Origin of the sequence: Bacillus sp. FSL W8-1202 (genome assembly GCF_038006165.1) — a bacterium.
In the GTDB taxonomy this organism is placed as follows: domain Bacteria; phylum Bacillota; class Bacilli; order Bacillales; family Bacillaceae; genus Bacillus; species Bacillus subtilis.
Genome location: NZ_JBBOUR010000001.1, coordinates 340,665 through 365,749 on the forward strand (window position 1 = coordinate 340,665; position 25,085 = coordinate 365,749).

General features: G+C 44.7%; 21 protein-coding genes, 2 pseudogenes and 1 other annotated feature. Of the genes and pseudogenes, 6 read left to right on the plus strand and 17 right to left on the minus strand.

What is annotated here, in order from left to right; genetic code table 11:
- Positions 1-238: 238 nt before the first annotated feature.
- The gene (opcR, locus tag NSQ09_RS01795; RefSeq protein WP_003228345.1) at positions 239-796 is read left to right on the plus strand and encodes an opuC operon transcriptional regulator OpcR; all 558 of its coding nucleotides are present in this window, start codon (positions 239-241) and stop codon (positions 794-796) included.
- 16 nt (positions 797-812) lie between these two features.
- Here opcR and NSQ09_RS01800 read toward each other — a convergent pair whose 3' ends face one another.
- Positions 813-1,448, minus strand: coding sequence for an NAAT family transporter (locus NSQ09_RS01800; protein ID WP_031600965.1), 636 nt, complete (start codon positions 1,446-1,448; stop codon positions 813-815).
- Positions 1,449-1,597: 149 nt separating this feature from the next.
- Between NSQ09_RS01800 and NSQ09_RS01805 the strand changes: the two genes are divergently transcribed.
- Positions 1,598-2,212 (plus strand): PH domain-containing protein, encoded by a 615-nt coding sequence (locus tag NSQ09_RS01805; RefSeq protein WP_003228342.1) that lies wholly within the window; start codon positions 1,598-1,600, stop codon positions 2,210-2,212.
- 131 nt (positions 2,213-2,343) lie between these two features.
- On the plus strand, positions 2,344-3,042 hold the full coding sequence (locus tag NSQ09_RS01810) for a zinc ribbon domain-containing protein (RefSeq protein WP_017695169.1): 699 nt from the start codon (positions 2,344-2,346) through the stop codon (positions 3,040-3,042).
- 35 nt (positions 3,043-3,077) lie between these two features.
- Here NSQ09_RS01810 and NSQ09_RS01815 read toward each other — a convergent pair.
- Positions 3,078-4,882 (minus strand): annotated as a pseudogene (locus NSQ09_RS01815) (zinc ribbon domain-containing protein).
- A 127-nt stretch (positions 4,883-5,009) separates the two neighbouring features.
- Here NSQ09_RS01815 and NSQ09_RS01820 point away from each other — a divergent pair.
- Positions 5,010-5,477 (plus strand): GNAT family N-acetyltransferase, encoded by a 468-nt coding sequence (locus NSQ09_RS01820; protein WP_076457576.1) that lies wholly within the window; start codon positions 5,010-5,012, stop codon positions 5,475-5,477.
- Between the two features lie 43 nt (positions 5,478-5,520).
- Here the strand turns inward: NSQ09_RS01820 and eno are convergent, their stop codons facing one another.
- The 7 genes from eno to araE form a co-directional block, all read right to left on the minus strand.
- The gene (gene eno / locus NSQ09_RS01825; protein WP_003228333.1) at positions 5,521-6,813 is read right to left on the minus strand and encodes a phosphopyruvate hydratase; all 1,293 of its coding nucleotides are present in this window, start codon (positions 6,811-6,813) and stop codon (positions 5,521-5,523) included.
- A 29-nt stretch (positions 6,814-6,842) separates the two neighbouring features.
- A complete protein-coding gene (gene gpmI, locus NSQ09_RS01830) occupies positions 6,843-8,378 on the minus strand; it encodes a 2,3-bisphosphoglycerate-independent phosphoglycerate mutase (RefSeq protein ID WP_003228330.1) in 1,536 nt (511 codons plus the stop codon).
- The gene (tpiA, locus tag NSQ09_RS01835) at positions 8,371-9,132 is read right to left on the minus strand and encodes a triose-phosphate isomerase (protein WP_003243394.1); all 762 of its coding nucleotides are present in this window, start codon (positions 9,130-9,132) and stop codon (positions 8,371-8,373) included. Before tpiA ends, gpmI begins: the two co-directional genes overlap by 8 nt.
- A 30-nt stretch (positions 9,133-9,162) precedes the next feature.
- Positions 9,163-10,347 (minus strand): phosphoglycerate kinase, encoded by a 1,185-nt coding sequence (locus NSQ09_RS01840; RefSeq protein ID WP_269767328.1) that lies wholly within the window; start codon positions 10,345-10,347, stop codon positions 9,163-9,165.
- Between the two features lie 316 nt (positions 10,348-10,663).
- Positions 10,664-11,671, minus strand: coding sequence for a type I glyceraldehyde-3-phosphate dehydrogenase (gene gap, locus NSQ09_RS01845; RefSeq protein ID WP_041054814.1), 1,008 nt, complete (start codon positions 11,669-11,671; stop codon positions 10,664-10,666).
- Between the two features lie 46 nt (positions 11,672-11,717).
- Positions 11,718-12,740, minus strand: coding sequence for a gapA transcriptional regulator CggR (gene cggR, locus NSQ09_RS01850; RefSeq protein ID WP_009968188.1), 1,023 nt, complete (start codon positions 12,738-12,740; stop codon positions 11,718-11,720).
- A gap of 297 nt (positions 12,741-13,037) precedes the next feature.
- A complete protein-coding gene (gene araE, locus NSQ09_RS01855; RefSeq protein ID WP_003243899.1) occupies positions 13,038-14,432 on the minus strand; it encodes an arabinose-proton symporter AraE in 1,395 nt (464 codons plus the stop codon).
- 203 nt (positions 14,433-14,635) lie between these two features.
- On the opposite strand from araE, the gene araR reads away from it, so the two are divergent.
- Positions 14,636-15,724 carry an arabinose utilization transcriptional regulator AraR gene (gene araR / locus NSQ09_RS01860; RefSeq protein WP_003243070.1) on the plus strand — a complete coding sequence of 363 codons (1,089 nt, stop codon included), beginning with the start codon at positions 14,636-14,638 and terminating at the stop codon, positions 15,722-15,724.
- A gap of 48 nt (positions 15,725-15,772) precedes the next feature.
- On the opposite strand, the gene NSQ09_RS01865 is transcribed toward araR, so the two are convergent.
- Entirely contained in the window at positions 15,773-16,783 is a 1,011-nt protein-coding gene (locus tag NSQ09_RS01865) for an LLM class flavin-dependent oxidoreductase (RefSeq protein ID WP_014480920.1), read from the minus strand.
- Between the two features lie 156 nt (positions 16,784-16,939).
- Entirely contained in the window at positions 16,940-17,818 is an 879-nt protein-coding gene (locus tag NSQ09_RS01870) for a LysR family transcriptional regulator (RefSeq protein WP_341030483.1), read from the minus strand.
- A gap of 99 nt (positions 17,819-17,917) precedes the next feature.
- Between NSQ09_RS01870 and NSQ09_RS01875 the strand changes: the two genes are divergently transcribed.
- Positions 17,918-18,835 (plus strand): DMT family transporter, encoded by a 918-nt coding sequence (locus NSQ09_RS01875; protein WP_029946021.1) that lies wholly within the window; start codon positions 17,918-17,920, stop codon positions 18,833-18,835.
- 40 nt (positions 18,836-18,875) lie between these two features.
- Here NSQ09_RS01875 and NSQ09_RS01880 read toward each other — a convergent pair whose 3' ends face one another.
- From NSQ09_RS01880 to yvfU, 6 genes and pseudogenes are all read right to left on the minus strand, one after another.
- Positions 18,876-20,219, minus strand: coding sequence for an amino acid permease (locus NSQ09_RS01880; protein WP_341030486.1), 1,344 nt, complete (start codon positions 20,217-20,219; stop codon positions 18,876-18,878).
- A 68-nt stretch (positions 20,220-20,287) separates the two neighbouring features.
- Positions 20,288-20,523: a binding site (T-box leader), on the minus strand.
- A gap of 97 nt (positions 20,524-20,620) precedes the next feature.
- Positions 20,621-21,655 (minus strand): glycoside hydrolase family 18 protein, encoded by a 1,035-nt coding sequence (locus tag NSQ09_RS01885; RefSeq protein ID WP_341030487.1) that lies wholly within the window; start codon positions 21,653-21,655, stop codon positions 20,621-20,623.
- A 106-nt stretch (positions 21,656-21,761) separates the two neighbouring features.
- Positions 21,762-22,484, minus strand: coding sequence for a lactate utilization protein LutC (lutC, locus tag NSQ09_RS01890; protein WP_024573285.1), 723 nt, complete (start codon positions 22,482-22,484; stop codon positions 21,762-21,764).
- Positions 22,484-23,923 (minus strand): lactate utilization iron-sulfur protein LutB, encoded by a 1,440-nt coding sequence (gene lutB / locus NSQ09_RS01895; RefSeq protein WP_041338942.1) that lies wholly within the window; start codon positions 23,921-23,923, stop codon positions 22,484-22,486. Before lutB ends, lutC begins: the two co-directional genes overlap by 1 nt.
- 26 nt (positions 23,924-23,949) lie before the next feature.
- Positions 23,950-24,666 carry a lactate utilization iron-sulfur protein LutA gene (gene lutA / locus NSQ09_RS01900; protein WP_041338939.1) on the minus strand — a complete coding sequence of 239 codons (717 nt, stop codon included), beginning with the start codon at positions 24,664-24,666 and terminating at the stop codon, positions 23,950-23,952.
- A 174-nt stretch (positions 24,667-24,840) separates the two neighbouring features.
- A pseudogene (yvfU, locus tag NSQ09_RS01905) lies at positions 24,841-25,071 on the minus strand (two-component system response regulator YvfU); the annotation flags it as partial.
- Between the last annotated feature and the right edge of the window lie 14 nt (positions 25,072-25,085).

Sequence of the window (25,085 nt, forward strand, 5' to 3'; positions counted from 1 at the left end):
TAAATTTTCTGAAAAGTATAATCCTTATTATAGTTTGAACTTTGTAAAATAAAAAGTTTATAATGTGTTGAAATTATATGTTATTTATAGATTATTTATTGTTATGACCGAGACGGAAAGGGTGTTCTTACAATTACGCCGGATACCTCCCACTTCCTCTGCATTCAGCTATTTTCAACACCAGGAAGAAATATGATATATTGACACCATCAATTGCCATTTGAAGGGATGATCAGCTGTGAAAAAAACCGCTCTCGACATCATTGAACATGCTGAAGAGCATCTCATTGAGAAGATTGCCGAAAATATGCATACGTTTGGAATGCCTTCAACTGTCGGACGTGTGCTCGGAATTATTTATATGAATCGAAAACCGATGACCTTAAGCGAGCTCTCTGAGGCAACCGGCATGAGCAAAACACGGATGAGCCAGGTTGTCCGGGAAATGATCGATGCCAATATCGCCGAAAAGGTGTTTGAAAAAGGCGTACGAAAAGACCTTTATGACGTCGAGCAGGATTATTATCAAACCTTCATTTCTTTATTTGCTGCGAATTGGACAAAGGTCGTGAGCAAAAACAAAGTGCTGTATAAAAAATTAAACCGGGAACTGAGTGATCTTTTACAAAGGGACGGGCTTACCCCGGAAGCGGAAGAGAAAGTCAATCAGCTGCTGAATGAATTAAAAGAATGGCTTCATTACTATGATTGGCTGAGCAGGTTGATTGAATTTTTTGAGAGTGAGGAAGTCTTTCGGTACGTGCCAAAAACAAAAGAAAGCAGCTCTCTAAAATAAGGAGCTGCTTTTTGCATCATGAGGTTAAGATCGGAAACATGCCTTTCAGCCCCGCACCAATCATCCCGACCGCAACCACGGCTAAGATTAATCCCATCAGTCTGGTAATCACATTCATCTCAGTTTTTCCGAGTTTGCTGCTGATAAAAGCAGAATAGTGGAAAAAGAGAAAGGTCAGGGCAATAACGGCGGCTATGCCGATCATGACAGCCGCATAATGACCAATGCCGCTATGTCCGGCGGAAAGGCTCATCACTGTTGCAATCGTTCCGGGCCCAGCAATGATCGGAATGGATAAAGGTGTGACTGATATATCCGCTTTTTCCTTGCTTTCCTTATGTTCATCATGGTGAAGAGATTGCACATGGGATTCTTTCGCATTCAATAGATTATAGGCAATGCCGAAAATGAATATGCCGCCCGCCACTCGTAGCGCGTGAATGTTGATATCAAACAGTTTAAAGATAAGATGACCGAAAAACAAAAAAGCTGCGAGAATAAAAAAGGATAAAATAGCTGCCTTCCGGGCAATCGCTTTTCTTTCCGCTGCAGTATAGCCTTCTGTCAGCGTCAGAAATATCGGTACGTTTCCGATCGGATTCGATACTGCGAATAAAGAAATGAGAACGTGAACGATGAATGAGAACATCATATACCTCCTTGTTGGTAGTGTCTGCACAGGAAATAGAATTATTCTCCACCCTTTTACCCGGAGGCGATTTCCCGGTAAACCTTTATAGCCTGTCAGAAACGCGCCATGCTACAATGAAGTGACAAATTGAATAGGAAGGACGTATACAGATGTTCAAAAAAATTGCGGCAGATGCCTTGGGCTTATCTGATATCGGAAAAATTATCGAACCTCAGGACTATGACAAAACAGACGCAGACGACTATGTCATGCATGAAGATAATGAGAAAATTTATTTCTTGATTAAAACAAAAGCAGACGAGTATTGCTTTACGAACCTGGCCCTGATCCATGTAGACGGCGAACGCGCCACTTCCTCGAAACGAACGTTGAAACGCTATCCTTATTCGCAATATAAAATCTCTGACGTTTTTCTTGAAACTGCCGGAAAAGTGGATTTGGATGTTGAAATTAAGTTCAAGCTGGGCGGTGAACAATTCGACATTGATGTCCACAAAGACCAGATTGAAAAGTTAAAAGACCTTTATAAAGCACTGCTTCGCATCGCTGAAACAACCTATGAAAATGACATTTTAATCAATCAAGCGGAGCAAAGCTTAGATAAAGCAGTGACGATTCTTCACCATACCCGCCCTGAGCACGTCAATATTGAAACGCAATACAAAGAGCTGACCGAATTCGGATTCACTTGGCTGACATCCGTTCGCTCGCAGTATCATATTAAGGATTTTGGGGATGTATTTGAGAAATATATGAATAACTAGATAAAAAAAGACACAGCTGCTATCGGCCTCGTGTCTTTTTTTGTATGAATATTGATTACTTTACAACTTTTTTCTTTTATAATAAAACTATTAGTCTATTTTCCCTATATTACAGATAAAGGAGTTATTTTATGTATTGTCCTCAATGCGGCCATCAAACAGATGGCGGAAATTTTTGTGAGAAATGCGGATCACCGCTCCCCGGTCAATCAGGCTACCAGCATGCAGCTCAAACTGGAGCCGCTGCAAAGCAAGCAGCAAAACAGTTCGGTTCATTTGTCTTATCCGTCCTGAAACGCCCTTTTCAGGAATGTAAAACAACAGGCGGAGAACAGCTGATCAGCGCGGTGATTACGCTGGTTCTTTTCAGTTTGCTGACCCCTTTGATGTTTTATATTCTTTTTTCAGACGGTCCCGGAAACGTAAGCTTTACAGCAATCTTCTTAGAGCCAACCATTTATTTTATTTTATTTCTATTTGGCCTGCATGCATGCATCTTTTTCGCCCTGAAAATCGCGGGAAACCAAGTGTCTTTCAAGGATTCATTCTCAAGATTCGGAGCATTTCTTATTCCTTTTACGGCTATTTTGATTCTTGCCCTTTTCTTCTTTTTATTACATACAGACATTTGCTTTACCATATTAGCCATTGGTTTAATCGGTGCATTCTTCGCCATTCCTCCTGCGATGCTGGGCAGTTACCAGCATTCATATAAAGGGAAAATTGATGTCATTTACTCAACGATTGTGATTTATCTGATCATCTGCGTTACATTTCAGCTTATTATCGAACACTATGTCAAAGAAATTTTCCGTTATATGCTCTTTTAAAAACAACCCCATCACCTGCTGGTGATGGGGTTGTTTTATTGAATAGACGTTAAGTAAATTCTTCCGTTCTTCACTACGCCGGTATAGGTCCAGTTATATGTTCTGAGCTTTGGACTGCCGCCTGATTTTGTGATTTCGAATTCTTCGTATGTTTTAATTGTGATATTCGAGCCGCTTTGACTAAAGCTTTTGACCTCTACATCAATAAATACTTCAGTCGTCCCCTCGCTATACAATTTCTTAACTAGTTTCTGCTGATCAGCATATAATGTGCTTCCTTTTTCCAAATTACCTTCCATCACTGCAAATTCATTTAAACTCACAGCACTTGATTGATTTGTCAGATAATCAACCATAAATGATGTCACTTGCTCTTTTGTAAGTGTGTCGGAATTAACTTTGGCCTCATTTGATGACGCCCAAGCGGAGGTGTATATTTTAGGATTTTCATTTTTAAGAGTTTTTATATGGTCTCCTATGGAATCAGAAGTGGTCTCCGCACTCTCAAGCTTCCATTCTTTTTGTTTTTTATCATACGACAAATATAACGATAAGCTGTATGTTCTTGTTTCATCTCAGGTTCTGTATAATCATCAAAATAAGCTGATTCGTGAAGTTCATTTCCGTTCACTGAAACAATCCATTGTCCCTTGTCACTTTGTGAAATAGCAAATGAATCAAGATCGTAATCTGTTTCTATATATTTATCCTTATAATACATATGATTGCTCTTCATCTCTGAAATTTGTTTTTTCGTTTGAGCTTTAACATCGGATACAGCTTTTGTCATCTGTTCGGTTTTCCCATTGGAAAAGGCAGCCGTGTATTGCTCAGTCGCCTTATTAATGGTTTCTATGATGTTTTCTTTTGTTTCTTTATCAGGAACTAATCTCATCTTCATGTCGCTACCTGTAATTGGCATTGCATCAGTCATTTGCTTTCCCCATGGAAAGTCAGTTTTCACAGTCGCCGTCATACTGCCATCAGTCAAAAGAGGGCCATATGTAAAAGTTTTGAATGGATCTTTATGAATTGATTTACCGTTAATCAGCAAATCTCCCTTCCCGCTCTTGATGTCATCCGCTAAGCTGAATGTCACATCGTCTGCTTCCAATGAGAGATCAACACGAAAGCTGCTATCGCCAACCGCCTGAATGTCTTCCTTTTTCACAAGATCGACGACATCGTTTTTCAGTTTGGCTGAGACTGTATATTCGCCGGGAATGTACGGACCAAGGGTTTGTGCTTGATCTTCTTTCTTTACAGATCCGGCTTCCTCTTTATTGACATATAGATCGGTATTTTTATAATTGCTGCTCACTTCAAAATAAACAGGTGCTACCTTTAAGTCATAATGGTCAAATACCAGCAGGCTTTTCCCGTCTTTTTCCGCATATACGATATCCTTCTGGGCTGTTTCATCCCGCAGCGATGCAAAAAGTTCATCTTTTTTGTCTGGATGATCCTTCAAATATGTAAGAAACGGTTTTACATTATTTTTAGTGAGTTTAAGATTGTCATTTACCGGTGTAAGTAGAGTCGCGATTTGGTCCTGATCCTCATCATTTACGGCCTGTTCAAACTTGTTAACTAACCTATCCTTTGAAGTAAAATACGCTCCGGTTTTATATGCGGCGAATAATATAACGCACGCCGCGGCAATGCTGCTCCATAAAATGATGGTTTTCTTAGGGATCGGTTTTCGCGAAACCTGCCTTGTTTCTGCAGTGCTAGCTGTTTCTTGATTCGCCTGTTTGTTGCCCCCTCCGATCGGGGTGCCGCATTGTTTACAAAACTTGGCTCCTTCATTATTTTTTTGACCGCATTCCTTACAAAACATGTGGCTTTCCTCCTGTTTGTTACCCGCTATATTTTGTGCTTATTTCCTATGTTACATATTTTATAATAGAATGGTAAGAAATTGGAGAAAATCATGAAAATATCTCTATAAACTATGAAAAGGTGGAATGATAATGCAACACCTCACCATTCAAAAAGCAACAAACTTTGATCAAGCGCTGTATGAGCTTCTGCTGCTCGCCGATCCGTCAAAAGAAATTGTTGATGACTACTTGGTCAGAGGAGAATGCTACACAGGTTATATATCAGGCGAATTAGCTGGTGTATACGTGATCATCACAACTAGGCCACAAACGGTAGAAATCGTTAACATCGCAGTAAAACAAACAATGCAAAAACAGGGCATTGGCAAGCTTCTTATCCTCGACGCCATTGAAAAAGCGAAACACATGGGAGCAAAGGTGATTGAAATAGGTACTGGAAATTCAAGCATCCATCAGCTGTCGCTTTATCAAAAATGCGGATTTCGTCTTCAGGCGATCGACCATGATTTTTTTATTAGACACTATGATGAGGAGATCTTTGAAAACGGCATTCAATGCCGTGATATGGTGAGGCTTTATTTGGATCTCTGAAAGCATAAAAAAAGCCGCCGAGAAAATCCCGGCGGTCATTTTATTACTTGTTTAAGTTGTAGAAAGAGTTGATACCGTGGTATTGAGCAGTTTCAGCCAACTGATCTTCGATGCGAAGAAGCTGGTTGTATTTCGCAACACGGTCCGTACGAGACGGAGCACCTGTTTTGATTTGTCCTGCGTTTGTTGCCACAGCGATGTCAGCGATTGTGCTGTCTTCAGTTTCACCAGAACGGTGAGAGATAACGGCTGTGTAGCCTGCGCGTTTCGCCATTTCGATCGCATCGAATGTTTCAGTCAATGTACCGATTTGGTTTACTTTGATCAGGATAGAGTTGCCTACGCCGTTTTTAATACCTTCAGAAAGTTTTTTCGTGTTTGTAACGAAGAGGTCGTCACCAACAAGCTGAACTTTTTTGCCAAGACGCTCAGTAAGAAGCTTGTGGCCTTCCCAGTCGTTTTCGTCAAGTCCGTCTTCGATAGAGATGATTGGGTATTTAGAAACAAGCTCTTCATACCAGTCAACCATTTCAGCAGATGTTTTCACAACGCCTTCGCCAGACAGATGGTATTTGCCGTCTTCTTTGTTGTAGAACTCAGAAGATGCAGCATCCATAGCAAGTTTAACTTCTTCGCCAGGTTTGAAGCCGGCTTTTTCGATTGCTTCAACGATTGTTTGAAGCGCTTCTTCGTTAGAACCAAGGTTTGGAGCGAATCCGCCTTCGTCACCTACAGCAGTGTTTAAGCCTTTTGCGCTTAATACTGATTTCAGGCTGTGGAAGATTTGAGCGCCCATGCGAAGTGCTTCACGGAAGTTAGGAGCACCTACAGGCATGATCATGAATTCTTGAATATCCACGTTGTTATCAGCATGCTCTCCGCCGTTTACGATGTTCATCATCGGTACAGGAAGCGTTTTTGAGTTGAATCCTCCAAGGTATTGGTAAAGAGGAATCTGTAAGAAATCAGCAGCAGCACGCGCACAAGCCATAGATACGCCAAGGATTGCGTTCGCACCAAGTTTGCCTTTGTTTTCAGTACCGTCAAGCTCGATTAAAAGCTGATCGATTGCGTTTTGTTCAGTTACATCAAAGCCAAGAAGCTCTGGAGCAATGATTTCGTTTACGTTGTTAACAGCTGTTAACACGCCTTTTCCAAGGTAACGGTCTTTGTCGCCGTCACGAAGCTCAACCGCTTCGTATTCACCTGTAGAAGCTCCGCTTGGCACTAATGCGCGGCCGAAAGCTCCTGTTTCTGTATATACTTCAACTTCAACTGTTGGGTTGCCGCGGGAGTCTAATACTTCGCGTGCATAAACATCAACAATGTATGGCATGAGTTTTGTCTCTCCTTTTGATTTTCAAATTATTTTTGAATTAAAGATGTTCCTGTCATTTCTTTCGGTTTCTCAACACCAAGAAGGTCTAATAACGTTGGTGCAAGGTCGCCTAGGATTCCGCCTTCACGCAGCGTAATGCCTTCTTTCGTTACAATCACAGGGACTGGGTTTGTTGTATGCGCAGTGTGCGGTTCGCCTGATTCTGTAATCAGAATGTCAGCATTACCGTGATCAGCGGTAATGATGGCGTGTCCGCCTTTAGCAAGAATCGCGTCAACGACTTCGCCCAAGCATTCGTCCACTGCTTCAATTGCTTTAATTGTTGGTTCAACCATTCCGGAGTGGCCGACCATATCAGGGTTTGCGAAGTTAAGAATGATCGCGTCATGCTTGTCAGCTTCAATTTCTTTGACAAGCGCGTCTTTCACTTCATAAGCACTCATCTCAGGCTTCAAGTCATACGTTGCAACTTTAGGCGAGTTGATGAGAATACGCTCTTCACCCGGGAATTCAGCTTCACGGCCGCCGCTCATAAAGAACGTGACGTGCGGATACTTTTCAGTTTCTGCAATTCGAAGCTGTTTTAACCCGTGCTGAGATAATACTTCTCCGACTGTGTTATCAAGATTTATCGGTTTAAACGCTACATAGCCGTCAACAGTTTCACTGAAGTGAGTCAGGCAGACGAAATACAGGTTCTTTGGATAATTCTCGCCGCGGTCGAAGTCACGGAAGTCTTTGTTTGTGAACGTGTTGGAAATCTGGATGGCGCGGTCCGGTCTGAAATTATAGAAAATCACAGAATCGCCATCTTGGATTTTCGCAACAGGCTCACCGTTTTCTTTTGTGATGACAGATGGAATCACGAATTCATCGTAGATACCATTTGCATATGAATCATCAACAACATCCAGGGCGCTGCGGTAAGATGGGCCTTCGCCGTACGCCATTGCGCGGTACGCTTTTTCTACACGGTCCCAGCGTTTGTCGCGGTCCATAGAGTAGTAACGTCCGGAAATGCTGGCGATTTCACCTACACCGATTTCCTTGATTTGATCGTTCAACTGGTTGATGTACGTTTTCGCTGTCTGCGGACCTACATCACGGCCGTCAAGGAAGCCATGGATATAAACCTTTGTCAGCCCTTCTTTTTTCGCAAGCTTTAACAGTGCGAATAAATGATTGATATGGCTGTGCACGCCTCCGTCAGATAAAAGACCGAACAAGTGCAAGGCTTTGTTGTTTTCTTTCGCGTTGCTGATCGCGTCAAGGAATGTTTGATTGCGTTCGAACTCTCCTTCACGAATGGCAACATTTACGCGTGTTAAGCTTTGGTACACAATACGTCCCGCACCGATATTTAAGTGACCTACTTCGGAGTTCCCCATTTGCCCTTCAGGAAGACCTACAGCCTCGCCTGAAGCAGTCAATGTTTGATGAGGATACTGGTTCCAATAGCGGTCAAAATTCGGTTTTTTCGCTAAAGCGACTGCGTTCCCTACTGTTTCGTTACGTAATCCGAACCCATCAAGAATGATGAGTGCAGCTGGTTTTTTACTCATATTGACCTTCCTCCAATAATTGAACGAATGACTGTGGCTCAAGGCTCGCGCCGCCGACCAAAGCACCGTCAATATCGGACTCTGCCATATATTCTTTAATGTTTGCAGGCTTTACGCTTCCGCCATATTGGATGCGAAGCTTGTCTGCAGCTTCTTGGCTGAAGCTTTCAGCGACGGTTTTACGGATATGCGCACACACGTCATTCGCATCTTTCGCTGTAGAAGATTTGCCTGTTCCGATTGCCCAGATTGGCTCATACGCAATAACAGAAGCAGCAACTTGTTCTTCAGAAAGACCAGCAAGGCCTTTTTTCACTTGGTCAGCAACAAGATCATTTGTTTTGCCGGCTTCACGCTCTTCAAGCGTTTCACCTACACAGATGATCGGTACAATGCCGTGTTTGAAAGCTGCGTGTGCTTTTTTGTTAACTGTTTCATCAGTTTCAGCGAACATTTCACGGCGCTCAGAGTGGCCGATGACGCAGTAGTCAACGCCAAGATCTTTCAGAGCAACCGGGCTGATTTCACCTGTGAACGCGCCGCTTTCTTCGAAGTGCATGTTTTGAGCGCCGACTTTTAGGTCAGTGCCTTTCACAGCAGAAGCAAGCTTTTCTAAGAAAAGCGCTGGCGCGCAAACAACAGCTTCAGCTTTGTCTGCTGCTGGAATGGAAGATTTCACTTCTTCAACGAAGCTGACAGCTTCGCCAAGTGTTTTGTTCATTTTCCAGTTACCGGCGATAATTGGTTTTCTCATCTGTTCCACTTCCTTATAGCAGTTTTGAGATTATTTATCGTTCAGTGCAGCTACCCCTGGAAGCTCTTTGCCTTCCATAAACTCAAGGGATGCGCCGCCGCCTGTTGAGATGTGGCTCATTTTGTCAGCAAGGCCGAATTTTTCAACCGCTGCCGCAGAGTCTCCTCCGCCGATGACAGAGTATGTATCTTTCGCCTCTGCCAATGCTTCCGCAACCGCTTTTGTTCCTTGAGCGAACAAGTCGATTTCGAATACGCCCATTGGTCCGTTCCACACGACAAGTTTGCTGTTTTTGATGACGTCAGCATACTTTTCGCGTGTTTTCGTACCAATGTCGATTGCTTCTAAATCACTAGGGATTTCAGAGATCGGCACAATTTTCACGTTTGCATCGTTAGAGAAATCATCTGCAACGAGTACATCTTCAGGCATGTAGAAGTTAACGCCTTTTTCTTTAGCGCGGTCCATAAATGATTTCGCAAGCTCGATTTTATCCTCTTCAAGAAGAGATTTACCGACTTCATAGCCAAGCGCTTTTACGAAAGTATAAGCAAGACCTCCGCCGATGATCAGGTTGTCTACTTTATCAAGAAGACTTTCGATTACACCGATTTTGTCTTTTACTTTCGCTCCGCCGATGATCGCTGTGAACGGGCGGTCAGGATTGGAAACCGCTTTTCCAAGTACATCAAGCTCTTTTTCCATTAAGAAACCTGCAACTGCTGGCAGATGCTCGGCAATTCCAGCTGTAGATGCGTGAGCACGGTGGGCAGCACCGAATGCGTCATTTACATATACATCTGCAAGCTCAGCAAATGCTTTTGCAAGCTCAGGATCATTTTTCTCTTCACCAGGATAGAAACGTACGTTTTCCAATACAAGAACGTCTCCGTCCTTCATCTCGGAAATTTGTGCTTTTACAGCATCGCCGTATGCTTCATCCGCTTTTTTCACTTCTTTTCCAAGCAGTTCGCCGAGACGTGCAGCGACAGGAGTTAAACGAAGCTCCTCAACCACTTCGCCTTTCGGGCGGCCTAAGTGGCTCGCAAGAAGGACTTTTGCGCCTTGGTCTGCAAGGTGTTTGATTGTTGGAAGCGCAGCACGGATACGTGTATCGTCTGTTACTTCCCCGTCTTTCATTGGAACGTTAAAGTCGACGCGGCAGAATACAACTTTGCCTTTTACGTCGATGTCTTTGAGAGTTTTTTTATTCATGCCTAGGAGATCCTCCTTCAAAATGGTTTGCATACAGCACGAAAAACGTGAAACCGTCTGTTCAAGCGATAACTCCGCTAGGGCAGATCGCAGTCTTTTTCGGCACAGGGCAGTTCGTCTAAAAGCCAGGGCAGCGGCCTTAGGCGAAAGCGCCGGCAAAGCTGCTTAAAACGCGGTCGTTTCTCTATCACAGAGCGTTTTCTGAAAGCCGGTCTTCATGGAAAAAGGGAAAGGGAGTCCGTCCCCTTCCCTTGTCCGCTTTCATTATAGCGCTTCTATTCAAAAGAACCAAGTCAGGTCCTTTTTCAGCTATAAATTAAAGACCTTTTTTTGCGATGTAAGCTGCAAGGTCAACAACGCGGTTAGAGTAGCCGCTTTCGTTATCGTACCAAGAGATTACTTTTACCATGCTGCCTTCCATAACCATTGTAGAAAGAGCATCGATTGTAGAAGAGTTTTTGTTTCCGTTGTAGTCGCCAGAAACTAATGGCTCTTCGCTGTAGCCAAGGATTCCTTTAAGGTCGCCTTCAGCCGCTTCTTTAAGAGCTGCGTTTACTTCTTCAACTGTTACTTCTTGGTTCAGTTCAGCAACCAAGTCAACTAGAGAAACGTTTGGAGTTGGAACACGCATTGCTCCACCGTTCAGTTTGCCTTTTAGTTCAGGAAGAACTAGAGAAACTGCTTTAGCAGCACCAGTTGATGTAGGGATGATGTTTTCAGCTGCTGCACGCGCACGACGGTAGTCTTTGTGCGGAAGATCAAGGATTTGCTGATCGTTTGTGTAAGAGTGAACAGTTGTCATCATACCGCGTTTGATGCCGAATTTATCGTTAAGTACTTTTGCAAACGGCGCAAGGCAGTTTGTTGTGCAAGATGCGTTAGAGATAACATCGTGGTTAGCCGCATCGTATTTATCTTCGTTAACACCCATAACGATTGTGATATCTTCTTCGTTAGCAGGAGCAGAGATGATTACTTTTTTCGCGCCAGCTTCTAAGTGTTTCGCAGCGTCTGCGCGTTTTGTGAAGAAACCAGTAGATTCAACTACGATTTCAACGCCTTGTTTGCCCCAGCTAAGTTTAGCAGGATCGCGTTCTGCAGAAACTTCAATTGTTTTGCCGTTAACAACAAGGTTGTTACCGTCAACTGAAACTTCAGCGTCTAATTTTCCGTGTACAGAATCATATTGTAAAAGGTGAGCCAGCATGTTAGCATCTGTTAAATCGTTAACCGCTACTACCTCAACTTCAGGATTGTTTAATGCTGCGCGGAATACGTTACGTCCAATACGACCAAAACCGTTAATACCGACTTTTACTGCCATGATTGTTTCCTCCTTTAAATAAGTGAGAGATATTTATATTGAGGGATTATTCATCCCTTAATAACTTCTTTGCGGCTCCTTCGTCTGTGACGAGAACCGTGTTGCGTGGCTTTTTAAAGTAAGCCTCGATCGCCTCGGCTTTTGATGATCCGCCCGCTACCGCAATAATATCGGGGATGGCGTCTATGTCATCCAGCTGCATTCCGACAGAATGCACTTTGTGAACCACTTCGCCGTCCGCATTAAAATAGTAGCCGAACGCTTCTGTCACCGCGTCGTTATCATCTATTTTCTTTAAGTCTTCTAAAGGCGTGTTTCTGCGCTGAGCCATAGTTTTAGCTTCGCCGATTCCATGAACCAGCATACTCGCTGATTTAATGGTGTTCAGCACCTCTTTGACAGAAGGCTCTTCAATAATAGATGAATAGGCGCCTTGTGACAGCTGTCCCGGAACAAACAAAAGCCGGTAAGTGCCTGAAGCCTTCTCCGCCATATGCGCGCATATGGTGTTCGCCTGGTTTTTCACGTCTTCGCCTAAACCGCCTCTTGCAGGCACAAACAAAAGCTCGCGGTTTTTAGAATCCGGCGTCATCATTTCGGCGACAGCTTCAATTGTCGTACCGCCAGTTACAGCGACGATATTTTTGCCTGAAAATCTTTTTTTCATACATGCGACAGCCGCTCTTCCCATTTCTTTTTTGACCCATGGGGATTGATCGCTGTCTCCGGATACGATAATGGCATCCTTCAGATTTAAACGTTCTTTTAATGTCTTTTCCAAAAGAGTCAAACCTAAAACATCTTTCATCGTATCTTCCAAAACAGAAAGCAGTTCATAGCCCTCTTCTGTCAATGTCATGCCGTTTGTCTTAATATCGACCAGGTTCTGTTCCTTTAAAAACTGAACCTCGCCCCTCAGCACACGCTCGCTGATTCCGAGACTGGCAGACAGGCTTCTTCGCCCGATGGGTTCTGTCAGCCTGATATACTGCAAGATTTCAAACCTCTTTTGCATAACGAGCAGAAGATCAGGCAATAATTTTTTTTGAGCTTGTATTAACTGGTTCATGACTCAAACGTTCCTTCCTTTTTTGCTGGACGTTATATGTCCCGCTATGACAAAAAACGTCCCGTCATAGCCAAAAAAAATCATTTCTGCTTTCTTTAATTATTTTAACAGGGTGGAATTGTTTATTCAACTGTTAAGAGCCAATTCATCGACAATATTCGCAGAGTTTTCATGCCGCGTCGTTTTATCCAGCAATATTTTATCCTATTTATCTTTATCTTATACAGAAAGCGCCAAATGGTGCATCCCAATATAAACAGCCCTTCCCGCAGAAAGGGCTGTTTCATTAAAGCGTTTTCATTTTATCCAAAGCTTTTCAATTTCCTCGAGCGATTTGTTCTTCGTTTCCGGACAGATCGTAACGACAAACAGGAAACAAAGGATGTTAATCACCGCAAAGATCCAAAATGTATAGGCGAGCCCGAAAGAATCGATCATCATTGGCACAAACTGTCCGATCGCCCAGTTTGCTCCCCATAAAAAGATGGTCGCAATGCCCGCAGCCCGCGCACGCAGATGGTTCGGGAAGATTTCAGAAATCATAATCCATGTGATCGGTCCGACCGAGACACAGAAAGCAGCGACAAAACCTAATATAAGGACGATCATCATGATCCCGCTTGTTAACTCAAAATAAAACGACGTCCCGATTAAAATCATAAAAATAGCCATAAAAGCAGAACCGATGGACATCAGTTTTTTTCGTCCGACTTTATCAATCAGCAACACCGCAATAACGGTAAAAATAACTTCTACAACCCCGACGATACAAGTCGTCACAAATCCGGCGTTTTGCCCGAATCCCATCATTTTAAAGATTTCCGGCCCGTAGTAAGTAATCGCGTTCATGCCGATGACTTGGTTAAACAGCGCCAGCAGGATTCCAATGACAAGCGCCTTTCTGAGACCCGGCTTAAACAGCTGGGAGAGCGACCCCATTTGTTCTATTTTTAAAGAGTTCTCAATGTTCTTTAATTCTTCTTTTGCAACAGTTTCTCCATTAATACGTGTCAGGATCTTTAAAGCTTCATTTGTTTTGCCCGCTTTCGCCAGCCATCTCGGACTTTCCGGGACGACGAGCAGGACAAGGAAAAAGATGACGGACGGCACCATTCCATAAGCAAGCATCCATCTCCAGCCGGTGTGCACGCCCCATTCGTATGTTCCGGACCGCTGCACAGCTAGATTAATAAAGTATGTTGCGGAAATCCCCAGTATCGTAAAGAGCTGATATAAGGAAGATAAACTTCCGCGTATGGCGGGCGGTGCCGCTTCTGTAATATACGTAACAGAGAGCGATGAGCCCATCCCGATTCCCAGCCCCCCGATAATCCTTGCAATGATTAAGGTGGACACGTCTTGAGAAAGCGCTGAAACGATTGCTGATATCGCAAATAACAAAGCGGCTGTCATTAAAATTTTTCTCCGGCCGAATCTGTCACTTAAAAATCCGGATATCCCGACGCCCACAACTCCTCCAATCATAATGCTTGAAATGACAAGTCCCTCCATAAACGGACTCAGGCTGTATAAATCTTTCAGAAAACCGATGGCTCCAGAAATCACTGCCGTGTCATAGCCATACAATAAGCCGCCAAGCCCCGCCGCACATGAGATCAAAATGACAAATCCCATTGAATGGCTTCTTGTTACAGGAACATTTGGTTCTAATTGAGTTGGAGTATTCTTCATTTCCCTGCCCTCCCGAATGTTGAGTGAAGCGTTTTCATTTAAACCTTCAATTGTACGTACTTATATTAAAATTTAACGGAAATTACATTTAATTAGTACGTACAAATATAGAATAATCTTGTTTGCATTTTCTGTCAATGTTTTCTTACAAAGAACGCTGTGATATACTGAAATTTGTCCGTATACATTTTGGAGGAATGGATATGTTACCAAAATACGCGCAAGTAAAAGAAGAAATCAGTTCATGGATTAATCAAGGCAAAATACTGCCCGATCAAAAAATCCCAACCGAAAACGAATTAATGCAGCAATTCGGCGTCAGCCGGCATACCATCCGCAAAGCGATCGGAGACCTCGTATCACAAGGTCTGCTGTACAGCGTGCAAGGCGGAGGCACCTTTGTCGCTTCACGCTCTGCTAAGTCAGCGCTGCATTCCAATAAAACGATCGGTGTTTTGACAACCTACATATCAGACTATATTTTCCCGAGCATCATCAGAGGAATCGAGTCCTATTTAAGCGAGCAGGGGTATTCTATGCTTTTGACAAGCACAAACAACAACCCGGACAACGAAAGAAGAGGCTTAGAAAACCTGCTGTCCCAGCATATTGACGGACTCATCGTAGAACCGACAAAAAGCGCCCTTCAAACCCCAAACATCGGCTATTATCTGAACTTGGAAAAAAACGGCATTCCTTTTGCGATGATTAACGCGTCATATGCCGAGCTTGCCGCGCCGAGTTTTACCTTGGATGATGTGAAAGGCGGGATGATGGCGGCGGAGCATTTGCTTTCTCTCGGCCACACGCATATGATGGGTATTTTTAAAGCTGATGACACACAAGGCGTGAAACGGATGAACGGATTTATACAGGCGCACCGGGAGCGTGAGTTGTTTCCTTCTCCGGATATGATCGTGACATTTACAACGGAAGAAAAAGAATCAAAACTTCTGGAGAAAGTAAAAGCCACACTGGAGAAAAACAGCAAGCACATGCCGACAGCCATTCTTTGTTATAACGATGAAATTGCGCTGAAGGTGATTGATATGCTGAGGGAGATGGATCTTAAAGTGCCGGAGGATATGTCTATTGTCGGGTACGATGATTCACATTTCGCCCAAATCTCAGAAGTGAAACTAACCTCTGTCAAACATCCGAAATCAGTGCTTGGAAAAGCAGCCGCCAAATATGTCATTGACTGCTTAGAGCATAAAAAGCCGAAGCAAGAGGATGTCATATTTGAGCCTGAGTTGATCATTCGCCAGTCCGCACGAAAACTGAATGAATAAAAAAAGCAATGTATGGGTCCCCCCGCTACATTGCTTTTTTTATAGCTGTTATCTGTTGTTCCAAACGTCAGCGATGATTTCAAACGAACGCATTCTGTCTGCGTGTTCAAAGGTTTCTGAGTTAACCATAATTTCGTCAGCCTGTGTCGTTTTGACGAAATCTTCAAGCTTCGCCTTCACTTCTTCCGGACCTCCGACAATCGTGGAGCTCAGCTGCTCATTGACCATCGCTTTTTCATACGGGCTCCAGATTTGGTCCATATCCTCAACAGGCGGTTTAAGCTGGTTCGGCGTACCGCGGACAAGATCAAGAAACCTTTGATAATGCGAAGTCGCAAGGTGCTGCGCTTTCTCGTTTGTATCTGCCGCGATAATGGTGACACCGACCATCGCATACGGTTCGTCGAGCACGTCTGACGGCGTGAAGGAATTGCGGTACAGCTCCAAAGCGGGAACCGTATTCGCCGGTGAGAAATGGGCCGCGAACGCAAACGGAAGACCAAGTTCGCCAGCCAGACGGGCGCTGAAGCCGCTTGAGCCCAGCAGCCAAATCGGCACATCTATGCCCTCTCCGGGAATGGCGCGAACTTGATTACGCACATTTCCTGACGGTTTAAAATAATTGCGCAGTTCCTCTAATTGTTCTGGAAAATCCTCCCCGCTGTTGATGTTTCTTCGGAGCGCTCTGGCTGTCAATTGGTCTGTTCCCGGCGCACGTCCAAGCCCCAGATCAATCCGCCCGGGATACAGTGTTTCCAGTGTGCCGAATTGTTCAGCAATGACTAATGAAGAGTGGTTCGGGAGCATAATGCCGCCGGAACCGACGCGGATTTTCTTCGTGCCTCCGGCAATATGGCCAATCAAAACTGCGGTGGCAGAGCTTGCAACACCTTCTATATTATGATGTTCAGCAAGCCAGTAACGGTGATAGCCCCATTCCTCTGCCCGGCGCGCCAAGTCCATGCTGTTTCGGAATGATTCTGCAATCGTTCCTCCCTGAACAACCGGAGATAAATTCAAGACAGAAAGCAAGGTATCTTTGCGTTGGTTGTTAGACATATTGTTCTCCTTTGCAAATGTGTTATCAGTAAACAGCCCAAAGCTGTCAGGTCATGATTGAAAGAACTTCTATCACACCATAACACAACTGCATTCAGGAATAAAAGAATTTGATTCGATGAAATTCGAACAATATAAAACGAAGGGTTTGGCCCGCTATTCTGCTCCAAACAGCTCCTTAGCCATCTCAATAAAGAGCTTAGCCGCCAGAGAAGCCTCCTTTAGCGACGGAACAGCAAGCTGCACATCACGGTATACCTGCGGGTCCAATTCCCGGGTCACCACATGCTCCGGCAGCGGCATCCCCGACATGGACATTTCTGATAAAATGGCCAGGCCCAGTCCTTCTCTGATCATACTGATCGAGGTGTTGATGTTATAGACCGTGAAAGCTGGGTGCAGCGTAGCGCCCGCCTGCCTGAACATATCGACAAATGGTGATTCATAACCTCCGTCACAGACGATCATCGGTTCATGGTCAAGATCTTTCAGCGTAATGGCCGAATGACCGGCAAGCGGGTGATCGTCCCTGAGCACGACAGCCATTTTGTCTTTTTTCAAATGAATGTACTCCATCTCCTCTGTTGGATACAGAAGAATCCCAACATCTATCATCCGCGTATGAAGCCACTCCTTGACTTCATTTACAGTTCCCTCGTGCAGCACGAGCTCAAGTTTCGGATATTTTTGTTTAAATTCACTGATCAGCTTCGGCATAAAATAAGCCGAGGCAGTTGAGAATGTGCCGATATGGATCGTTCCCAGTTCAAGCCCTTTTTCCGTTGCTGCTACCTGCTCAACTTTTTCAATGCCTTTTAAGACTTCTCTGATGTGTACTAAGATCTGTTTTCCCGTATCTGTCAGCATCAGGCCATTGCGGCGGTCACGAATGATCAGCTTTACATCAAGCTCAGCTTCGATCGCAGAAATCGCATGGCTGACAGCCGGCTGTGTCATGTTCAGCGCCTGACCCGCTTTTGTAAAGCTTCCCGTTTCAGCTATTTTCACAAAAACCTTTAATTGTGTAATGGTCATAACAATTTACTTATGCTCCTTATAAAAAAGATTCATTTTATTTATCTTATGTTCTACCGTATCATATGATGGAAAAGTTCTACAAGGAGTGAATGAACAATGAAGCAGCTCTCAAAAACGCGGACAGCTCTCCTGCTCGCATTTCTCGTCATCATGTGGGGCGTCAATTGGCCGCTGTCCAAAGCCGCGCTCGCCTATTCTCCGCCATTATTGTTCGCGGGCATCCGAACGCTGATCGGCGGGCTTTTATTAGTCATTGTCGCACTGCCGCGTATTCATAAATTACGCTTAAAAGAAACGTGGCCGATTTATCTTGTTTCTGCTCTTTTAAATATTACATTATTCTACGGCCTGCAAACGATCGGGCTGAATTATCTTCCGGCCGGCCTGTTTTCTGCAATCGTCTTCTTCCAGCCTGTTCTGATGGGTGTATTTTCTTGGCTGTGGCTCGGCGAATCCATGTTTGTAATGAAAGTGATCGGACTCATCCTCGGTTTTGCGGGAGTAGCCGTCATTAGTGCTGCGGGCTTTGGCGGGCATATTTCTGTCATTGGGGTTCTGCTGGCTCTCGGCTCCGCAATCAGCTGGGCGCTCGGGACGGTATATATGAAAAAAACAGGCAGCCGCGTCGATTCCATCTGGATGGTCGCTCTGCAGCTGACGATCGGAAGCGTGTTTCTGCTTATATCCGGCTTTTGGACAGAAAGCTTTTCGGCGATCCAATGGACAGCTCCGTTCATTACGAGCCTGCTGTTTATCTCCGTATTCGTTATCGCACTCGGCTGGCTTGTCTTTTTTACGCTTGTCGGTTCAGGAGAAGCAAGCAAGGTCGCATCTTATACTTTTTTGATTCCGCTCATATCAATCGTGGCCAGCTCCATTTTCCTGCATGAACCGCTCACCCTTAGCCTCTTGGCAGGGCTGCTGCTGATTGTCACGAGCATCTGTCTCGTGAATACAAAATCAAAAGCGCAGAAAGCTGCGGCGATTGGTATAAACGAGAAAGCTGCACAATAATAAAAACCCTCTTGCCGGATGCGGCAAGAGGGTTTCTTATTTACTGATGCTTGCGTCCTTTGACCAAATATGCAACTGTAATCAAAAGGTAGATCGCCGCAGTAATGCCAGTAATGACAATTGATGTTGTCGTGATGACCCCGATCAGAATGGCGAGTAATGCCACAATCGCAAACCATGTCGTGTACGGGAACCATTTTACATAATAAGCCGGTGTTTCCGTTTGCTGTTTTCTCGATTTTAAATGAGCGAATCCGATGATCAGCCAAATGAATAAAACGGTATATCCCAATGATCCCATTAAATAATTAAATGTTTGGCTTCCTGCGAACAGAGAAATCAATACGCCAATATAGAGAGAAGAAGTGCACATCAGAATCGCAAACATCGGTACGTTTTTCGATGAAAGCTTCGAGAAGACCTTTGGAAGCCTTCCGTCACTTGCCTGTGTATATAAAATGCGTGATGACCCGTATAAACCTGAATTCATAGAAGAAATGATCGCCAGCAGGATGACTGCATTCATGATATGATCCGCGCCCGGAATGCCTACCATTTTAAAGACCATCACGAAAGGACTTTCCGGAACGGAATTGACTTGGTTCCATGGAATCAGGCTGACGATGATGAAAAACGGCAGCAGGTAAAACGCGACAATCCGTGTCAGTGTGCTGCGGACAGCTTTCGGGACAACCTTTTCCGGATTTTTTGTCTCTGCAAGCGTTACACCGATAATTTCTGTACCGCCGTAAGAGTAGATGACGACAAGCATCGCCGTAATCAGCCCTGTGCCGCCGTGCGGGAAAAATCCGCCGTGGTCTGTCAGGTTGGAAAATCCGGATGCTGTATGATCACCGAATGATACAAATAAGAGCAGCAATCCCAGAATAATAAAGATAATAATAACGGTAATCTTGATCATTGCCAGCCAATATTCGGTTTCGGCGAAGATTTTAACAGAAAGCAAGTTTACAATCGTGACGATAAGAGAAATTCCTAATGCCAACACCCAGATCGGGCAGCCCGGCAGCCAATATTGAATGAAAATCGCAGCTACAACAGCTTCAGCCGCAATGTTGAGCACCCACATTTTCCAGTAGATCCAGTCCAAAAAGTAAGCGGCGTAATTTCCCAATACCTGTTGGACAAGATCACGGAAGGTTCTGGCGTTACGGTTTCGAACAGCCATTTCCGCCAGCCCCTGCATAATAAACAGCAAAATAATCCCGCCGAGCAGATATGCGAGAATGACAGATGGCCCTGCCACATCGATCGCTGAGCTGCTCCCCTTAAATAAACCTGCGCCGATTGCGCCGCCCAGCGCCATCATCATAATATGGCGGGACGTCATCGTGCGTTTTAACGTTTGATTGTCGTTTTTCATCCTCTTCTACCTCTCCTTCTCGTTTTCAAAAACAAAAAAGCCCGCCGTCTCCTACCTAATCTAATAGATAAAGAGACGACGAGCCTTCGGCTGACCGCGGTACCACTCTTGTTGATTCTTCATGAAGAATCCTGCTTTTGACCTGTAACGAAGGTTAGCCGTTAAAACATAGGGAATATTCAATCTATTCCGTTTCGTCTTACCACTCCCGGGCGAGTTCAAAGAAGAATCAGGCTGCGTCGCACCACCCCGCAGCTCTCTGTTCTGATCACTTTCTTTTACTGCTCCCAATCTATGTGTTTTAGTTTTCTGAAAAACTCAAATTTTATGATCTGAATATATTAACATAATATACGTGCTTCTCTTTTAACTGTCAATAACTTCAGAGAAAAAAGAAACTGTTATTTTGTCCCTTTTCGAATGGCTTTCCAAAAGGATTCTGACTCGTTTCCTAATGCGTAAACTGAAACACCTGCTATTTTATATTGCTTTGCCAGATGGCTTTTCGTTTGAACGGTTTTTTCGTTTTCATACCACACGACATGTTTATGCTTCTTTTTGTCAACATAAGAAAACGTCATCGAGCCTGATTTTTTGTTGAATGCCGGCTTTGCTTTTTGTTTTTTGATGAGGGATTTGAGCTCATTCCATTCCCTTATTGTGCTGGTACTTCCGTCTTTTACATCCCAGTCATAGCCGTACGCAGGGATTCCCATGATGACTTTATTGGCTTTGATCTTTTTGACTGAAAACTGCAGAGAACTTTTGATCCAGTTTGTGCTTGCCACTGACCCCGGCTCACCCCAAATGCCATGTTCGTCGTAGGTCATGACTTGTACGAAGTCGGCATATTTGCCGATTTTCGCATAATCATACGGCCAGCTCCAGTCATCACTTTTATCATCGGCGCTTTTGGCCGGAACGGATACCATTGTTTTAATATGTTTCTTATTCAAAGCCTGTGAGACATATTGAATGAAGGTCGAGTACGCAGCGCGGTCTTCTGGATTTACTGCTTCAAAATCGATATTAATTCCGTAATATGAGTGCTTTTTGGCCAGTGTTATTAACTGATCTATGAATCGTTTTTTCGCTGTTTTATTACTCATGACCCGACTCGCTAAATCTCCGTCAAAATCATAAATGGCATCATTATAGTTTGAAATGACAGCCCATGTCTTGATTTTTTTCTTTTTCGCATATGTCAGCTGCTTAGTTGGGGCATCGCCAATCACATGTCCGTTTTTTTCAAACGCAAACGTATCGGTTGCGATGGCATTCATGTATGTATGATATTTTGTAAGAGAATTGTATGAAGCCGTATCCCCAGTCGTGTAGCCTAGTGTCATACCGGCTGCCTTCGCTTCTCCTTTTGTATACATAAACAGAACAATCGCAATCGCCAGTGAAACCGCTATGATCAGCCATTTTTTCATCGCATTTCCTCCTGTATCAAGTCATACTCTTCTCATCGGCCAAAAAATTGGAAGTTGAAGTTTTTTCAAGCAAAAAGCCCGGCAATGCCTGCCGGGCTTCCTGAGTTCAGCGGTCAGAGACGAGAATATATGCTGCCTTTACAGGTCCGTGCACTCCCACAACTAAATCCATTTCAATGTCTGCTGAGTTGCTCGGTCCGGTAATGTAGTTGATACATGAAGGAACAGTGACACCGTCCGCAATGTTTTGGCGGATGATATCACTGGCTTGTGTCATTCTCGGTACAATGCTTGATTTCGGCACGATCGCAATATAAGTCGTCGGCAGAAGGCTGACAGATCGGCCGATGTCTTTTGAGGAGAAGAGGACAACCGTCCCCGACTCAGCCAATGTAATTTCGCTGAATGTAATCCCTACATTGGCTTGCTCCGCTTTTTTAATATTTTCCTCGCCTTTGTCAGCATCCCACTCCCAGACCGGCGTTCCTTCACTCGGCCAGTCCTTGGTGAGCAGGCTTTTCAGTCCGTATTCTTCAAAGCGGGGGTCCTTCGGAATGATGACAGGGCCTCCGGAAAAACGGCTGACTTGCTCGCGCAGGGCATCATAAAGGCCGGTTGAATCCGTTTCAATCAGCTCTGTATGGATTTTGACACAATGGTTTTTGAGCACTGTGACTAAGTCATCCGCTGAATAACCTTCAAGTGTTTTATATTGCGGCTGATGCGCCCATTCAGGGACTGCCACGCCTCCTGTTCTTCGTTCACGGCCCAGGCTGGATGCGATTCGGTTTAAAAAGCTCTCTTGATTCTGAATAGTTCCCTTCGTCATCACTGCTCCTCCTTCGTGCGTTCACTTGTTTCTCTGTCAGCAAACCAGTCTCTGAATCTCGATTTATGCGGTGCCGGGAAGTCACGGATCTGTGTCCAATTTTTAAGCGGGCCGGGCCCTTTCGAAATTTTTTCGTCCTCTGTAAAAGGCGTCATGGCGGCCGGCGCCCATTTTGAGCCCATTTTGTAAAGCGATAAAGAGGATGCGCCAAGTCCGAATGCTTTCATTGCAAGCTTTTCACTGATCGGCGCCCTGCCTTCTTTTTCGACGATATTCTGACGATGCTTGAGTAGCAGCTCATGAAGCGGGATTTTGACCGGGCAGGCTTCTGAACAAGCAGCGCACAGTGAAGATGCGTACGGCAGCTCCTTATAATCGTCATAACCGCCGAGCAACGGCGATAAAACCGCTCCGATCGGCCCCGAGTAGATTGAGCCGTATGAATGTCCGCCGACATGGCGGTACACAGGACAGACATTGATACAGGCGGCACAGCGGATACATTGCAGCACAGACTGGAATTCCGTTCCAAGGATATTGGATCGTCCATTGTCAACGATGACAAGATGGAATTCTTCCGGACCGTCCACTTCACCTTCCAGCTTCGGACCCGTCAAAGCTGTAATATAGCTTGTCAGCCGCTGTCCGACAGCACTTCTTGTCAGCATGCTGACTAGCACTTCAAATTCAGAAAATGACGGGACAATCCGCTCCATTCCCATGACGGTAATTTGTGTTTTCGGCAAGGTGCTCACAAGCCGTCCATTTCCTTCATTGGTCACAAGGCTGACGGAACCCGTGTCAGCGATGGCGAAGTTACAGCCGGTAACGCCGATATCCGCTTCCAGAAACTTTTTCCGGAGAATGGCGCGCGCATGCATCACCAGCTCTTCCGGTTTTTCTGTATGTTGATAGTCCAGCCTTTCTTTAAACACATCGCGTATCTGCTCTTTATTTTTATGAAGGGCGGGCGCTACGATATGTGACGGCGGATCGTGATCATCAATCTGCAAAATATACTCCCCGAGATCGGTTTCTACGACTTCACAGCCTTCCTTCTCCAGCACCTCATTCAGATTGATTTCCTCTGTGACCATTGATTTAGATTTCACAATTTTCTTCCCGTTCTTCTTTTGAATGACATCACGAATATAAGAAGACGCCTCTTCCGCTGTTTCCGCGAAATAGACATGTCCGCCTCTTTTCGCCACATTTTCGGCAAGCTGTCCAAGATAGAAATCAAGGTTTTCAAGGACATGCTGCCTGATTTCCTCTGATAATGAGCGCCACTCCTCCCAGTTTCCCAGTTCTTCTGCTGCCTCTAGGCGCCGCGTCCGCAGACGCTCCTGTGCACCCGAAACAGCGCCTCTCATAAATTCATTATCAATCCCCTGTGATACCCGCTCTTTAAAAGCGTCAGTACCGATTTTCATCGCCATGATCCTTTCCCCCTCTGTATCCAGTTTTATCTGCTGTTGAGCACTTCGGCGATGTGCATCACTTTGACATTCTTATCTTTTCGGCCAAGCCGTCCCCCGATATTCATCAAACAGCCGCAGTCAGCACCGATCAGCACCTCTGCTCCCGTTTCCTCCACACATTCGACTTTTTCATCGACCATCTGCTCAGAAATCTGCGCCATCTTGACTGAGAACGTTCCTCCGAATCCGCAGCAGTTATGTTTGCCCGGAAGCTCTGTAAACTGCAGGCCCTTCACATGGCTCAACAGCTTCATCGGCTCCTCCCGAACACCCAGCAGCCTAGTCATATGGCACGACGTATGTAAGGTCGCTTTTGTATGAAGGGTCGCGCCGACATCCTCTATCCCAAGGATGTTCACAATAAAATCTGTCAGTTCATACGTTTTATCCGCCAGCTTTTGCGCTTTATCGGCCCATTTCGGGTCATCCGCAAACAAGTGCGGGTATTCCCGGAACATCGTTGTGCAGGAACCGGAAGGACTGACAACATATTCGGAATCCTGAAACGTTTCGATCATCCGTTTCATTGCTTTTTTGGCGTCATGTACATAGCCGCTGTTGTAAGCCGGCTGCCCGCAGCAAATCTGCCCTTCCGGAAAATCAACCTCGCACCCAAGCCGCTCCAGCAGCTCAACCGTTGCTTTTCCGACATTTGTTTGAAACATATCAACAAGACAAGTGACAAAAAGTGAGACTTTCATGATGAACCCCTCTCTCATCCCCAATATATGATCAGGTCATCTGATGACCTGAGTTAAAATAACTATATAAATATCGTACACTATTCTGACAATGGAAGGAAAGGGTTTTCTAGGGATATTTTCATTTGTGGCATATCAAAAACACTCCCGATCTCCCAGGAGTGCAGTATATGGTTAGATCCAGCCCTTTTCCTCAGCGATGCTGGCGGCTTCTGTCCGATTTTTCGCATTAAGCTTTTGGATGATTTCTGAGATATAGTTTCGAACTGTGCCTTGAGATAAATAGAGCTCCAGCGTAATGTCTTTTGTTGTCTTGCCTAAAGCCGCAAGCCTCAGAATTTCTTGCTCTCTAACGGTTAGCGGATTTTCGTCTCGCATCATATTAAACGTCAGCTCGGGGCTGAAGCCCTTTTATACAT

Coding starts and splice junctions, on each gene's coding strand:
- lutB (WP_041338942.1), bottom strand. CDS start 23,923: ATGGCGATGAAAATCGGTACTGACGCTTTTAAAGAGCGGGTATCACAG.
- NSQ09_RS01800 (WP_031600965.1), bottom strand. CDS start 1,448: ATGATGTTCTCATTCATCGTTCACGTTCTCATTTCTTTATTCGCAGTA.
- araR (WP_003243070.1), top strand. CDS start 14,636: ATGTTACCAAAATACGCGCAAGTAAAAGAAGAAATCAGTTCATGGATT.
- NSQ09_RS01820 (WP_076457576.1), top strand. CDS start 5,010: ATGATAATGCAACACCTCACCATTCAAAAAGCAACAAACTTTGATCAA.
- NSQ09_RS01805 (WP_003228342.1), top strand. CDS start 1,598: ATGTTCAAAAAAATTGCGGCAGATGCCTTGGGCTTATCTGATATCGGA.
- NSQ09_RS01870 (WP_341030483.1), bottom strand. CDS start 17,818: ATGACCATTACACAATTAAAGGTTTTTGTGAAAATAGCTGAAACGGGA.
- NSQ09_RS01865 (WP_014480920.1), bottom strand. CDS start 16,783: ATGTCTAACAACCAACGCAAAGATACCTTGCTTTCTGTCTTGAATTTA.
- lutA (WP_041338939.1), bottom strand. CDS start 24,666: ATGAAAGTCTCACTTTTTGTCACTTGTCTTGTTGATATGTTTCAAACA.
- cggR (WP_009968188.1), bottom strand. CDS start 12,740: ATGAACCAGTTAATACAAGCTCAAAAAAAATTATTGCCTGATCTTCTG.
- lutC (WP_024573285.1), bottom strand. CDS start 22,484: ATGACGAAGGGAACTATTCAGAATCAAGAGAGCTTTTTAAACCGAATC.
- gpmI (WP_003228330.1), bottom strand. CDS start 8,378: ATGAGTAAAAAACCAGCTGCACTCATCATTCTTGATGGGTTCGGATTA.
- NSQ09_RS01885 (WP_341030487.1), bottom strand. CDS start 21,655: ATGAAAAAATGGCTGATCATAGCGGTTTCACTGGCGATTGCGATTGTT.
- NSQ09_RS01840 (WP_269767328.1), bottom strand. CDS start 10,347: ATGAATAAAAAAACTCTCAAAGACATCGACGTAAAAGGCAAAGTTGTA.
- NSQ09_RS01880 (WP_341030486.1), bottom strand. CDS start 20,219: ATGAAAAACGACAATCAAACGTTAAAACGCACGATGACGTCCCGCCAT.
- NSQ09_RS01810 (WP_017695169.1), top strand. CDS start 2,344: ATGTATTGTCCTCAATGCGGCCATCAAACAGATGGCGGAAATTTTTGT.
- gap (WP_041054814.1), bottom strand. CDS start 11,671: ATGGCAGTAAAAGTCGGTATTAACGGTTTTGGTCGTATTGGACGTAAC.
- NSQ09_RS01875 (WP_029946021.1), top strand. CDS start 17,918: ATGAAGCAGCTCTCAAAAACGCGGACAGCTCTCCTGCTCGCATTTCTC.
- araE (WP_003243899.1), bottom strand. CDS start 14,432: ATGAAGAATACTCCAACTCAATTAGAACCAAATGTTCCTGTAACAAGA.
- eno (WP_003228333.1), bottom strand. CDS start 6,813: ATGCCATACATTGTTGATGTTTATGCACGCGAAGTATTAGACTCCCGC.
- tpiA (WP_003243394.1), bottom strand. CDS start 9,132: ATGAGAAAACCAATTATCGCCGGTAACTGGAAAATGAACAAAACACTT.